The 12,647-nt window shown below is 43.8% G+C and carries 13 protein-coding genes; 8 read left to right on the top strand and 5 right to left on the bottom strand.

Annotated elements, in window-relative coordinates; all coding sequences use genetic code 11:
- The first annotated feature begins 9 nt into the window (after positions 1–9).
- Genes BLQ81_RS00380 through purU form a run of 3 tightly spaced genes read left to right on the top strand, consistent with a single transcriptional unit; the run spans position 10 to position 2,543 of the window.
- Positions 10–945: a DUF368 domain-containing protein gene (locus tag BLQ81_RS00380; protein WP_092727972.1), complete on the top strand. Its 936-nt coding sequence runs from the start codon at positions 10–12 to the stop codon at positions 943–945.
- Entirely contained in the window at positions 942–1,679 is a 738-nt protein-coding gene (locus BLQ81_RS00375; protein ID WP_092728179.1) for a shikimate dehydrogenase family protein, read from the top strand. Before BLQ81_RS00380 ends, BLQ81_RS00375 begins: the two co-directional genes overlap by 4 nt.
- Before the next feature lie 9 nt (positions 1,680–1,688).
- Positions 1,689–2,543 (top strand): formyltetrahydrofolate deformylase, encoded by an 855-nt coding sequence (gene purU / locus BLQ81_RS00370; RefSeq protein WP_092727971.1) that lies wholly within the window; start codon positions 1,689–1,691, stop codon positions 2,541–2,543.
- Here purU and BLQ81_RS22995 read toward each other — a convergent pair.
- Both BLQ81_RS22995 and BLQ81_RS22990 read right to left on the bottom strand, forming a co-directional pair.
- On the bottom strand, positions 2,540–3,043 hold the full coding sequence (locus BLQ81_RS22995; RefSeq protein WP_317042005.1) for an alanine racemase C-terminal domain-containing protein: 504 nt from the start codon (positions 3,041–3,043) through the stop codon (positions 2,540–2,542). The genes purU and BLQ81_RS22995 overlap by 4 nt on opposite strands.
- A gap of 70 nt (positions 3,044–3,113) precedes the next feature.
- Positions 3,114–3,554: an alanine racemase gene (locus BLQ81_RS22990; protein ID WP_317042004.1), complete on the bottom strand. Its 441-nt coding sequence runs from the start codon at positions 3,552–3,554 to the stop codon at positions 3,114–3,116.
- Positions 3,555–3,640: 86 nt separating this feature from the next.
- Between BLQ81_RS22990 and BLQ81_RS00360 the strand changes: the two genes are divergently transcribed.
- Positions 3,641–4,222, top strand: a complete 582-nt coding sequence (locus BLQ81_RS00360) for a DNA-3-methyladenine glycosylase I (protein WP_092727970.1) — start codon at positions 3,641–3,643, stop codon at positions 4,220–4,222.
- Here BLQ81_RS00360 and BLQ81_RS00355 read toward each other — a convergent pair.
- The 3 genes from BLQ81_RS00355 to BLQ81_RS00345 form a co-directional block, all read right to left on the bottom strand.
- Entirely contained in the window at positions 4,219–5,745 is a 1,527-nt protein-coding gene (locus tag BLQ81_RS00355; protein ID WP_092727969.1) for a sodium:proton antiporter, read from the bottom strand. The two genes, BLQ81_RS00360 and BLQ81_RS00355, sit on opposite strands and share 4 nt — an antisense overlap.
- Before the next feature lie 181 nt (positions 5,746–5,926).
- Positions 5,927–7,153: a Glu/Leu/Phe/Val dehydrogenase dimerization domain-containing protein gene (locus BLQ81_RS00350; RefSeq protein WP_092727968.1), complete on the bottom strand. Its 1,227-nt coding sequence runs from the start codon at positions 7,151–7,153 to the stop codon at positions 5,927–5,929.
- A gap of 75 nt (positions 7,154–7,228) precedes the next feature.
- Entirely contained in the window at positions 7,229–8,302 is a 1,074-nt protein-coding gene (locus tag BLQ81_RS00345; RefSeq protein WP_092727967.1) for an anhydro-N-acetylmuramic acid kinase, read from the bottom strand.
- A gap of 91 nt (positions 8,303–8,393) precedes the next feature.
- Here BLQ81_RS00345 and BLQ81_RS00340 point away from each other — a divergent pair, with 91 nt between their 5' ends.
- From BLQ81_RS00340 to lptC, 4 genes are all read left to right on the top strand, one after another.
- A complete protein-coding gene (locus tag BLQ81_RS00340; RefSeq protein ID WP_092727966.1) occupies positions 8,394–9,110 on the top strand; it encodes a type III pantothenate kinase in 717 nt (238 codons plus the stop codon).
- Complete coding sequence (locus tag BLQ81_RS00335) at positions 9,100–10,383, top strand: hypothetical protein (RefSeq protein ID WP_092727965.1); 1,284 nt, start codon at positions 9,100–9,102, stop codon at positions 10,381–10,383. Before BLQ81_RS00340 ends, BLQ81_RS00335 begins: the two co-directional genes overlap by 11 nt.
- A gap of 99 nt (positions 10,384–10,482) precedes the next feature.
- Positions 10,483–11,787 carry a hypothetical protein gene (locus BLQ81_RS00330; RefSeq protein ID WP_092727964.1) on the top strand — a complete coding sequence of 435 codons (1,305 nt, stop codon included), beginning with the start codon at positions 10,483–10,485 and terminating at the stop codon, positions 11,785–11,787.
- Positions 11,788–11,877: 90 nt separating this feature from the next.
- Positions 11,878–12,420 carry an LPS export ABC transporter periplasmic protein LptC gene (gene lptC, locus BLQ81_RS00325; protein WP_092727963.1) on the top strand — a complete coding sequence of 181 codons (543 nt, stop codon included), beginning with the start codon at positions 11,878–11,880 and terminating at the stop codon, positions 12,418–12,420.
- The last annotated feature ends 227 nt before the right edge of the window (positions 12,421–12,647 follow it).

Genomic DNA, 12,647 nt, shown 5'->3' with positions numbered 1-12,647 from the left:
GCTAAACACATGACCTCTATCAAAAAATACATCCTGACCTATTTCAAGGGTATGGCAATGGGAGCTGCTGATATCGTCCCGGGCGTATCTGGAGGGTCTATTGCGCTGATTGCAGGGATTTACCAAGAATTGCTCAACAGTATCAATTCGTTTACGCTGGAAAACGGCAAGCTTTTGTTCGGAGGCGAGGTAAAAAAGTTCTATAAGGCAGTAAACGGGTCTTTTTTGTTGAGTCTTCTTTTAGGGATTCTATCCAGCATTTTTTTACTGTCGCGACTGATTACATTTTTGATGAGCAATCATCCGATCCCATTATGGTCTTTTTTTACCGGGTTGATTCTGGTAAGTGCTTTTATGATTTTAAAGGAAATCAAACGATGGCACATGGGAGTAATTCTGGCAGTTGTGATAGGTACTGGTATCGCTTGGTGGGTGACTAATCTGCCCCCAACCACTACACCGGAGGCTTTGTGGTTTACCTTTATTGCTGGCTCCATAGCCATTTGTGCCATGATTTTACCCGGAATAAGCGGAAGTTTTATTTTGCTTATCCTTGGGCAGTATGAGGGAATTCTTCAGGCAGTCACCGAGCGTAATTTTCTCAAACTTTTTGTTTTTGCGAGTGGGTGTATTGTTGGAATTTTGTCGTTTAGCAGGCTTGTTGCCTGGCTTTTGAGAAAATTTCATTCAGCCACAATTGGCTTACTGTCGGGGTTTATGCTGGGCTCGGTCAATGAACTTTGGCCCTGGAAGATCGTCACCGCATGGCGGACTTCCTCAAATGGGGACGAGAAACCTTTCCTGACAGACAACATCCTTCCCGGAAGCTATTTGGAGCAAGTGGGTGAGCAACCACAAATTCTAGCAGCTGTACTTGCCTTTGTTTTTGGAATCGGATTGGTATTGTTTATCGAATGGCTGGCAACCAAACTTTTGAAATCATGAGAAAATTCGGTCTGATCGGCTATCCCTTAACCCACTCGTTTTCAAAGAAATACTTTTCAGCAAAGTTTGAAAAGGAAAGAATCTGGAATTGTGAGTTTGAGCTTTATGAAATCCCTCAGATAGCTGATTTTGAAAAAGTGCTTTCTGAAAATCCCGAACTGGAGGGAATCTCCGTGACCATTCCTTACAAGCAGGAAGTTATTCCGTTTTTGAATGAATTGGATTCGGCTTGTGAATTAATCGGAGCCGTCAATTGCATCCAAATCCGAAACGGCTATCGAAAAGGATTCAATACCGATTACATTGGCTTCACGAATTCCCTTAAGAATTGGCTTGGAAATGAGATTCCAAAGGCTTTGGTCTTGGGGACAGGAGGTGCTTCCAAAGCTGTAAAAGTGGCTTTGAAGGATCTGGGAGTTAGTTTTTTGGCGGTTTCAAGAAATCCTGCCGAAAACCAAATCACCTATGCTGATTTGAAAAACAATTCTGATTTTATGATCAATTTTCCCCTGATCATCAATACTACGCCACTTGGGACTTTTCCCAAAGCAGAAGAAATGCCTGATATTCCGGTGGAAATGCTTACTGAATCTCATCGGGTCTATGATTTGGTCTATAATCCTGACGAAACCACCCTGATGAAGGCCTGCATCGAAAGAGGAGGAAAGGCTAAAAACGGAATGGATATGCTTGTCCTTCAGGCAGAAGCAGCCTGGACTATTTGGAATTCCTAATTTTAACTCATGAACAAGGCAATTTTACTCATCCAATGTCCCGACCAAAAGGGGATTGTCTCGGACGTGTCCCGATTTTTATATTCCTACAACGGCAACATTCTGGAAGTGGATCAGCACGTGGATGAGGAAATGGGGATGTTTTTCATGCGGGCGGCATGGGAGTTAGATTCTTTTTCTTTGAAAAAAGACGAAATAGCTTCTCGTTTTGAAGCAGAAATCGGGAAGAAATTCCAAATGGAGTTCAAACTTCATTTCAATTTTCCAAAACCAAAAATGGCAGTTTTTGTGAGCAAACTTTCCCATTGCTTATTCGATATTCTGGGAAGGCATCATGCAGGACAGCTTGAAGTGGATATCCCTTTGGTGATTTCGAACCACGCTGATCTGAAACCCATCGTGGAGGCTTTTGGGATTCCTTTTTTTTACATTCCGGTAAATACCTCAAACAAAGACACTGCGGAAGCGGAGCAATTGGCACTTTTGAAGGAACATCGGGTGGATTTCATCGTTTTGGCGCGGTACATGCAGGTTGTTTCAGCAGAGTTTATCCGACATTTTCCGAATCGGATCATCAATATTCACCATTCCTTTTTGCCGGCATTCGTTGGTGCGAGACCATACCACGCGGCCTACGAAAGAGGGGTGAAAATTATCGGTGCAACAGCACATTATGTGACCGAGGAGCTCGATGCGGGGCCGATTATCGAGCAGGAAGTCGCGCGGGTGCGGCATCACAATACGATACCTGAATTGGTGCAAATCGGGCAGGACGTGGAAAAAGTCACGCTATCCAAGGCCATCAAATATCATCTGGATCGCAAAGTTCTGACTTTCAAAAACAAGACGATTATCTTCTATTAATCCCTGATTTTTCTCGGGATTTGGGCAGGTAACCTGGTCAGCATTTCGTAATCGATCAGATCGGAAGTTTCTGCAAATGAAGCGACAGTGATCTCGTTTTCTCCTTGGTATCCGATCAAAATCACTTCGTCTCCGGGGCTTGTCTTGGCCAAATGACTTACATCCACGGCGACAGCGTTCATATTTACCGTGCCGATGACAGGGCAATATTTACCCGAAATAAGGACTTTGCCATTATTGCTGAGATTGCGTCCATATCCGTGAGAATAGCCTACGGGAAGTATCGCCAAAGTCATGTCCTGACTTGCCTGAAAACTTTTTCCATACCCCACAAATTCCCCGGATTCCACTTTTTTGAGACTCATGATTTGTGTTTTCCAGGTCAAAAGGTGCTTGAGTGGATTGCGATTTTCCAAAGGAAGTTGATCCTTTAGTAGGTTAAATGTCTGCCGGGTTGGCCAAAATCCATAGCCCGTGATTCCGACGCGGACCAGATTCATGTGAGTCTCTGGAAAAAGTAAAGTTGCTGCAGAACAGGCCGTAGGCAATCCTTCAAACTGGATCTGATTTTCAGTGAAGAATTTTCAGGAGTTTTTTCCTTTCCGCCCACTCAAATCCGGTTTCTACCTGGACATGGATTTGAGCTTTTAGTCCTAAGGTTTTTGCCGTCTCGATGGCATGCTCCAAACGCTCAAAACCAAAAGCATAAAACTGAATCCCATTCCGGATAAGATCGGGGATTTCCTCCGGATGGAGCACACCCATAATCATGACTTCGTTCTTTTGGGAGCTGTTTTCCAAAACTTCCCAAGCTTCATCGGAACAGAAAGTGCTGAAATGATGGATCCCGGCCTTTTCAGCGATAGTTACCATTTGCGCTATTCCGTGACCATAGGCATTCCCTTTGACCACGGAAGAGATTGTCGGCCCGGTGCCGATTCGTGAACGGATAAATTCGATATTTTGAAAGTAGGCACCGGTGCTGATTTCCAAGCATGACGTATGAAGCATTTTTTAAAGTTTTATTGTGGCAAAATTTAAACCCTTAAGGATTCTTAACCCAATTCTTGACTATTTTTAAGGAAATCAAGATATCTATGTCTGCCACAGAACAAAAATCCCGCTGCCCTTGGTGCCTTGGATTCCCGGAATATGTCAGCTATCACGATACCGAATGGGGTGTACCTGTCTACGATGACCGGATCCATTTCGAGTTTTTGGTATTGGAGAGCGCCCAAGCCGGACTGAGTTGGGCGACAATTTTGAAGAAAAGAGCGGGATACCGTAGGGCCTTTGCAGATTTTGATTACCAAGTGGTAGCAGAATTTCCGGAGAGCTATGTACAGGAATTACTTCAGGATCCGGGGATTGTTCGAAACGTTTTGAAAATCCGGGCAGCCATAACCAATGCTCAACGATTTATGGAAATTCAAAAGGAATTTGGGAGCTTTTCAGACTACATCTGGGGATTTGTCGGAGGAAAACCCATTCAGAATTCGCTTCGAACCATGGGCGAAGCTTTGGCCACCACTCCCGAGTCTGACCGATTGGCAAAAGATCTCAAAAAACGCGGCTTCAAATTTTTGGGCAGCACCACCATCTACGCCCACATGCAGGCGACTGGCTTGGTCAATGATCATTTGATGGATTGTTTTCGTTATCCTCAGGTCAAAACTTAGACGAAAGCAAAAAACACCAGCCAAATCAGGAATAGAATAGGCAGCAAAATCGGGATGGTAAATCGGATCAGGTAGCCGAAGAACGATGGCATTTTTATTCCATTTTGCTCAGCAATAGACTTCACCATAAAGTTTGGACCATTGCCGATGTAAGTCATCGCCCCAAAGAAAACTGATGCAATAGCAATTGCCGCCAATTGGAATGTGGTGTCCGAATCATTCATCGAATTGTTTGCAAATTCTCTTACCTGAGCGATATTGTTAATGTTAGCTCCTTCCGAAGCCATGGCTGCGGCAAGGAAATTAAGGTAAGTAGGTGCATTGTCCAACACGGCAGAAAGTGTGCCTGTGCCCCAATAGAGGGTATTAACAGTAATCAAAGAAGCTCCTTCGGGAGACTTTGCAAAATTCCCGACCAGCTCGAGTGCGGGCATCATCGTTCCAAAAATCCCGACGAAAATAAAGGCTACTTCTCGGATCGGTTCAAAATTGAAATCATTCCCCTTCAGGGCCTTTTGGTCCCCGAATTTATAAGAGAAAAAGGCCACCGAAAGCATGATGATTTCTCTGAGAAATGAAAATTTTTGACCGTCATAGACGATCGCCGGCACACCATCGATCACATTTGGATCCAGGAATACGGCACAGATTATAATAAAGAGCCAGCCGAAATTTTTAATTCCAATGAGTGAAAATTTATTGGTGTAGGTTATTTCCTCGGTGTATTCATCTTCGTTTGCTTTACCCATCTTGCGGTCGACGAAGTAGAAAATCAGCGCTAATAATGACAGCGCTAATACCCAAGCAGGCCAGTTGTGTTCCAAAGTCCAGAAGAAAGGGACTCCCTTTAGAAATCCCAAAAACAAGGGCGGATCTCCGATCGGGGTCAATGAACCACCCACATTACTAACCATCAGGATAAAAAACACCACATGGTAAGGCTGAATATTCCCTTTGTTGAGGCGGATAAAAGGCCTGATCAAAAGCATGGATGCACCGGTGGTACCGATCAGGTTGGAAACCAAAGCACCAATGAGCAATAAAGAAACGTTAGCCATAGGTGAGGACTTCTTGTCAATCTCTATCAAAATGCCCCCCGAAGCCACATATAGGGATGCAAGCAACGCAATGAACTGGATGTACTCTGCCAAGGCATGAACAGGAGCGTGCACATTTCCAAGTACAAAAAGATAATAGAATACCACAAGGAGCGAAAATCCAACTGCGATTTTAGGATAATTGTGATGCCAGAAGTGCTCATAAAACAGCGGACCGGTGGCGATCATAAGGAGCAAAGTGACAAAAGGGATCACCAACCAAAGCGGAGCAATTTGACTGTCATGAGTTCCTTCCTCAGCCTGCATTTCTGAGGAGGCACCTGCCAAATCAGCTTGAGAGGCATCTGCTTGAGCAATAAGTTCCATGCCATTTTCCCGAGAAAGTGCATAGGAATCTGTTGGTTCAATTAGGCCAAAAAATAATATTCCGAAAAGTATGGATAAACTTATAAGATATTTCTTCATTTGGTCGGTTTGGTATGCAGGGTTTTACTCTCCGGAAATTTAAGCAATTTTTAATGGGGTGCCGTATCAAAATGCTGATTACTAAACTACAGATTTTGATTTAAACTGTCCAACTTTCAAAATGAACCCGAGCCGGAATTAATGAAAAATTAATTCCCAGCCCGGATCTTTAGCTATCCTTTTACACGAGTTGTGTCAAAGCTATTTTAAAGGAGGTTTGAGCCAGTTTATTTTTGGAGGGGTTTTCAGAAAATGTCTTTTTCATTGCTTTCTTAATAGTTTTTGAAACATCGGAGAAAATGGCTTTATCGGTAACTTCTGCTCCGTCACTCATCAGATATGCAAAAACCCTGGCCATTCCGCAATTGGCGATAAAGTCAGGAATGACAGCTATTTTCTCGTCTGCCCAGACTCCTGTCGGACCAAAGAAAATTTCGGAGTCGGCAAAGGGGACATTTGCACCACAGGAGATCACTTCCAGTCCGGCATCAACCATCCTGGAGACTTGGTCCTGTGTCAGCAATCTCGAGGCCGCGGCCGGGATGAATATTTCACTTTTCAAATCCCAGATTTTTGAATTGATCTCTTCGAAAGGGATGAGGTTTTCGGAAACCAACTTATTGCCGTTTCTTTTGATGAATAGTTCCCGAATCTCGTCCAAATCAAATCCCTCTTCTTTGATCAGTCCTCCATCACGATCGATAATGCCGACGATTTTCACGCCTTCCACGGCGAGAAAACAGGCAGCGGCGGCTCCCACATTTCCCCATCCTTGGATAATCGCCCGCTTTTCACGGATATCTCCTCCCCAAATCGAATAGAAGTGACAAGCCGCCTCAGCTACTCCATAGCCTGTGATCATGTCAGCCACGGTATATTTTTTGAGGCCATTCGGAGTGAATTTCGGATCCTCAAGTACTTTGGAGACACCTTGTCTTAACTGACCGATTTTTCGAATCTTTTGTGGTTCGTTGGCGTGAAAGTGTCCATTGACAATACCTTCCTGTGGATGCCAAAGTCCATAGGCTTCCGTGATGGGGATGACTTCATGAATCTCGTCTACATTCAAATCGCCCCCGGTGCCGTAATAATTTTTCAATAAAGGCATCACAGCTTTATACCAGCGCTCCAATACGCCGGATTTTCGTGGGTCAGCCGGATCAAAGTTGATTCCTGACTTGGCCCCGCCGATGGCAGGTCCTGAGACGGTGAATTTTACTTCCATGGTTTTTGCCAAGGACTCTACTTCCCGCTTGTCGAGTCCTTTCCTCATTCGGGTCCCTCCACCGGCTGCCCCACCCCGCAGGGAATTGATCACTACCCAGCCCTCAGCTTCAGTTTCCGAGTCACTCCACTCAAATACGATTTCCGGTTTTTTGTTTTCAAATTTCTCTAGCAGATCCTGCATTCTTCTTTGGGTTTATATTAGGCCCCAAAAATAGAAAAAATACCACGCAGTCCTCACCGCCCACCGGATGATCGGTCAGCCGTAGAGGGTACCCCCGCAATTATCCTCAGAAGCACCTGTGACAGAAGCAAGACAGTTTATCTCTTCCCTCAGTCTTAAAACTCCCAAGAAAGCAAAAATCAATGCCTCTTTAAATTCAATCAGTTCGGAGTTTGCATCAATCTGAAGCCAGTTTTTCTTCAGGTAATGATCCAAACGCTCAATGAAATAGGTGTTGTAAGCCCCTCCGCCTGTGATCAAAACTGTGGGGGTATCTTTTTGAGAAAAGGATTTGATTACGGATGCGAGCTGAAATGCAAAATGCTCCACCAAAGTACTTAGTGTATCCTGTGGGCTAAGTCCGGATTTAGTAATCAATGGGGAAAAATCCCGTTCCATATCTTCCCTGCCAAGGGATTTTGCCGAGCTTTTATGGTAAAAAGGCAAGCGATTGAGTGCTTCAAAAAGTGTCAGATTGACTTCGCCTGATCGGGCGATTTCTCCCTCAGCATCATAGGATTTACCTAGTTTATTGGCGGCTGCATTCAGCAAAAGATTGAATGGACTGCAATCAAAGGCTATTCGGGCACCATTTTTTTGCATGGAGATATTTGATATCCCTCCCAGATTGATGCAGAAATCAACATGTGGGAAAAGTAATTGATCCCCGATCGGAACCAAAGGCGCACCCTGCCCACCCAATTGTACATCGAGCATTCTAAAATCGTTGATTACTTTTTGTCCGGAAGCTTGATGAAGCGCCCAGCCATTGCCGATTTGAAGACTGAGCCCGGTGGCCGGTTGATGGAATACCGTATGTCCATGTGAGGCAACTGCAAGTGGCTTAATTTGAAACTGCCTGCAAAAATCCTTCACTTGGTTTCCCATCCATTTTCCAAAATCCACATCCAATTGGGCCAATTCAAGCGCAGGAAGAAGATGGGCTTTTGAAAGCTTTTCTCCCAAATCAGGCGGAAAAGGGATGGTAACTGCCTCCTCTATCTCAAAACTCCAATTTTCTAATAGCTCAAAATGAACGTAGGCCATATCCAATCCGTCTCCGGAGGTGCCGGACATCAATCCAATCAAACTGTAGCTGCTAGGGTTCATGGGTTAAAGATTGTTAAGTAGGGATGCAGATCAAAGATAATTTTTGGCGATGAAAAGTCTCCCTTTTAATAATGTCTAATTTGCAGGGCTTATGAGAAATTTGGTAATAGACATAGGAAACTCCCGAATCAAATCTGCGCTCTTTGAGGGAAATGAATTGATTGGGGACCACTCTTTTATAGACTTGGATTCCGCCCTGTCTTTTTGGAGGACCATGGAATTTGGGTCCTGTCTTGTCAGTTCGGTAAGCGTTAGCGCGGAGGAATTAGCTGAGAAATTCCCTTTTCCTTTCCATTTTCTAAGCTATGGTACGGTTTTACCCATTTTGAACGGGTATGCTACTCCTAAGACCTTGGGCTTAGACCGAATTGCGGCAGCAGTGGGAGCCTGGGACTTAGCCGGGAGAAAGCCTGTTTTAGCCATTGACTTGGGAAGTTGCATTACCTTCGAATTTGTAGACGAACTGGCCATCTATAGAGGAGGGGCGATTAGCCCGGGTCTGCAAATGCGTGCCAAGGCTATGAATTCGTTTACTGCCCGACTTCCCTTGGTTGATTTAAATAATAAGCCCGAAAATTTGACCGGAGATTCGACCATCACCTGCATGCAGGCGGGCATCTGGTATGGGGTGGAGTTTGAACTGACAGGCCAAATAGCCGCCTATCGACTTAAAATTCCTGAAATTAAGGTATATATCTGCGGAGGTGATTCGGTTTCTTTTGAATCATTGGCAAAAGACCACATATTTGTAGTCCCAAATTTGGTCCTTCACGGACTTAATTCTATTCTAAACCACAATGTCGATTAAAAATTGGTTGAAGTTCTTGGGTGTGTTAAGCACTCTTTTATTGTTTTCAGAAGTCAGTGCGCAGACTAGCGCCTCCACTTACAGCGCATTAGGTATCGGAGAGTTCAATTATTCTGGCCTTACCCAAAATATGGGCATGGGAGGAATGGGGATCAGCTATGGCACGGGCTGGCAGGTGAACAATGTCAATCCTGCCCTTACCACCCGAAATACCATTTTCAATTTTCAGGTAGCACTTAATTACAAAAGTATCAATGTGGATAACGGCACTGAAAACTCCCGAGTCGATGGGGGTGGACTATCCTACTTGGCCTTATCTTTTCCGATCAAATCCGGAAAGTTTACCTCCGGAATGGGGCTAAGTCAAATCACCGGTGTCAATTATCGACTACAGGTGGAAAGTGCAGTAGACAATTCTGATTTAAAGGCGAATAATTTTTTGGCAGGCGATGGAGGAATTTCTGAAACCTATCTCAATTTCGGATACCTGCTTGCCAAAAATCTTAGTATTGGGGTTCACGGTTCTTATCTTTTCGGGTCTACCATCCGGTCAAATCAACTGCTGATCACAGATGATAAAGGAGTGGAAGTAGGAGCTCCTTCTGAGTATTATGAGAGACTGACTGTATCTGATGTGGGTTTCAAAGTTGGCATTCACTACCAATTGAAGACCTCTGAGAAAAGCAATCTACATTTTGGTGCCATTTATCAGAAATTTGGCAACGTTAATGGAACCGGGTTTGCAAAACTAGCCGGAATTGGCCAAGCTAGCGACCCGAAAACAGACGGAGACCTGATCGCAAATAATATAAAGGGAAGTGTCTATATCCCCAATCGTCTCGGATTTGGGTTGACCTTTGAGAAAATGAATAAACTGGCGCTAACCCTCGAAGGACAATACCAGGATTTTACACAATATCGAAACTTCTTTGGAGACCCTTTGGATCTTCAGGCCACCAAAAAACTTGCCTTGGGATTCCAAATAGTGCCGGATTATCTGTCGTTTGACAACTTATTAAAAAGAGGAACATACCGCATAGGTCTGGAATGGATGCAAACTCCGTATTTCTTAAATCAAACCAATATTAACGATATCGGAATTTCGCTGGGATCATCGCTTTACCTCAATCAGCTATCCATGATGAATTTGGCGTTTAAAGTAGGACAAAGAGGAACCTTGGATGCTGGGTTGATTAGAGAAAACTATGTAAATTTCACGCTTGGTTTTTCTCTGAACGACAACAGCTGGTTTTACAAAAGAGTATTTGAATAACATAATTTAAGAAATCAAGGGAAAACAAGGCCCAATACTTGTAATATCAATAGTATAATTGGAATCAAACCAAAGAAACCGAATAAAACCTTACTGAATATGAAAATTAAATCAACACTTCTGGTAATGGGGGCCATGCTGCTCTCCGGGTTGGTTCAGGCACAGGATGGCTGGAACTGGCCTGCCGATCCTGCACAGGAAGCAAAAGCAAGAGAACTCAATGCTGCCTACACTGACTACATGAAGTCTGAGCAGTTTGTGGAAGCTACCAAGCCGCTGCATTGGCTGCTTGTAAATACTCCTGAATTAAATGAATCCATTTATATCAATGGTACTGCGATTTATAAGGGAGCGGCCGATAAGACAGCCGATGCTGCGCAGAAGTTGATTTATCAGGATAGTGTGATGGCTCTTTACGAAAAAAGAGGAAAGATTTACAATAATGTGGCAAAGTGGATCGAAAACAAAGCCTATTATGGCTATGTGTTTTTCAAAGGAGACAAAACCAGAATTCCGGCGGTCGTTGCGGATTTTGAAAAAGCCATTGAACTAAACGGAACCATAAGCAACCATAAATTGCTGGAAGCTTATTTTGATTTGGTTTATCGAAACAATGCCTTCAACAAAGTTTACACGGGAGAGCAGGTTCTTGCAATTTATGAAAAAGTCAATGGCTTGTTAAATGAAGCTGAGGCGAGAGGAAAAGACGTTACCTCTTCTAAATCAACTCTGGAGGCAATTTTGGTCAACATGGAATTGATCGACTGTAATTTCATCGAAAACACCATGGGTCCAAAGCTGAAGGCTGATCCAACCAACGAAGAACTGGCCAATCAAATCTTCAGGTATTCTGTACAGTACAAGTGTTATTCTTCCAATTCATTCATGGCGGCCCTGGAGTTTATTGACTCCAAAAACCCAACCTTTGCGACCTCACAGGTAAGAGCGATGAAATACATGTCTGCCGGAGAATTTGACAAGGCAGAGCCTGTATTGGTAAAAGCCATGACTTTGGCTGAAAACAACAAGCAGAAAGGCGAAGTACAGATGGAATTGGCAAAGATCTATACCCAAGGAGGGAAAAAGTCTCAGGCAAGAACGGCTGCAAAAGAAGCAGCTGCTTTAGACCCGGAATTGACTGCCTCAGCTTTCTCTTTAATCGGAGACTTATATATGTCGGCATTCAATGATTGTAGAGGAGGAGAAAGCCGTGCAAAAGATTATTCTATATTCATCGCTGCCTACAATGCCTACCAAAGAGCGGGTGATTCCAAGGGAATGGCAGGTGCAAGATCCAGGTTCCCATCCAAAGAAGAGCTGTTTACAGAAGGACTTCAGGTAGGTGGTTCCTTAAGCACCGGATGCTGGGTAGGTGAGACAGTAACATTAGCTACGAGAGATTAATTTTCACGATTCAATTTTATAAAGGCAGTCTTTGGACTGCCTTTTTTCGTTAGCCCGATTTTAAGACTATTCACTTATCTTTGAATTGTAATGAGGTATCGCTTTTTCTTTCGATTGATCCTTTTGGGATCATTTTTGATTTCCTGCAGGGAAAGTGTAGACCTGGATGAATTGAAGGTCTATGATGGGCCTATCAACTCGGCAACGAACATTTTTTTGGTTCATAGTGATTCGGCAATTGTCCGATCTGAGATCACCGCTGCGAAAAATTTACAGTTTTTGAATGGCAATGAAGAATTCCCCGAGGGGATTGAAATTAAGTTCTTCACCATAGACGGCCAACTCGAAACCACCATGCGGGCAGATCGCGGATATTATTTGAAAAATGAAAACCTGTATCGCGGGGAAGGGAATGTGCAGATAAAAAACCTGCTGAAAGATCAAAGTCTGCAATCAGAGGAAATCTTTTGGAATCAGGCAGAAAAGAAAATTTACACTGAAAAATTTGTAACTATTCAGGACAAACAAACGCTCTTCAACGGCACTGGAATGGAAGCCGACGACAGTTTTTCTGTTTACAGTCTGAAAGAAGTGCGGGATAGCCGAACCCTTTTACCCGGAGAAGGAATATGAAATCGAGCATGAGCCAAAGCGACACACAGAGGTATGCCCCCCCGATAGCTATCGGGGATAATGCAAGTGAAGATTCTCCCGAAGAAAAATCGGGACAGGCTATGTGGCCTTTAATAATAAAATTATAAACAGATGAAATCGAGCATGATCCCGTATTTACGGGCTCACACACTGGGATGATTATCCAAAATGCGAGATTCCATGTGGCCGCTAAAAAACAAATTATA

Origin of the sequence: Algoriphagus alkaliphilus (genome assembly GCF_900103735.1) — a bacterium.
Classification (GTDB): Bacteria; Bacteroidota; Bacteroidia; order Cytophagales; family Cyclobacteriaceae; genus Algoriphagus; species Algoriphagus alkaliphilus.
The sequence above is the reverse complement of the archived record's forward strand: the minus strand, read 5'-3'. Positions and strand labels throughout refer to the sequence as shown.

Coding starts and splice junctions, on each gene's coding strand:
- BLQ81_RS00380 (WP_092727972.1), top strand. CDS start 10: ATGACCTCTATCAAAAAATACATCCTGACCTATTTCAAGGGTATGGCA.
- BLQ81_RS00375 (WP_092728179.1), top strand. CDS start 942: ATGAGAAAATTCGGTCTGATCGGCTATCCCTTAACCCACTCGTTTTCA.
- purU (WP_092727971.1), top strand. CDS start 1,689: ATGAACAAGGCAATTTTACTCATCCAATGTCCCGACCAAAAGGGGATT.
- BLQ81_RS22995 (WP_317042005.1), bottom strand. CDS start 3,043: ATGAATCTGGTCCGCGTCGGAATCACGGGCTATGGATTTTGGCCAACC.
- BLQ81_RS22990 (WP_317042004.1), bottom strand. CDS start 3,554: ATGCTTCATACGTCATGCTTGGAAATCAGCACCGGTGCCTACTTTCAA.
- BLQ81_RS00360 (WP_092727970.1), top strand. CDS start 3,641: ATGTCTGCCACAGAACAAAAATCCCGCTGCCCTTGGTGCCTTGGATTC.
- BLQ81_RS00355 (WP_092727969.1), bottom strand. CDS start 5,745: ATGAAGAAATATCTTATAAGTTTATCCATACTTTTCGGAATATTATTT.
- BLQ81_RS00350 (WP_092727968.1), bottom strand. CDS start 7,153: ATGCAGGATCTGCTAGAGAAATTTGAAAACAAAAAACCGGAAATCGTA.
- BLQ81_RS00345 (WP_092727967.1), bottom strand. CDS start 8,302: ATGAACCCTAGCAGCTACAGTTTGATTGGATTGATGTCCGGCACCTCC.
- BLQ81_RS00340 (WP_092727966.1), top strand. CDS start 8,394: ATGAGAAATTTGGTAATAGACATAGGAAACTCCCGAATCAAATCTGCG.
- BLQ81_RS00335 (WP_092727965.1), top strand. CDS start 9,100: ATGTCGATTAAAAATTGGTTGAAGTTCTTGGGTGTGTTAAGCACTCTT.
- BLQ81_RS00330 (WP_092727964.1), top strand. CDS start 10,483: ATGAAAATTAAATCAACACTTCTGGTAATGGGGGCCATGCTGCTCTCC.
- lptC (WP_092727963.1), top strand. CDS start 11,878: ATGAGGTATCGCTTTTTCTTTCGATTGATCCTTTTGGGATCATTTTTG.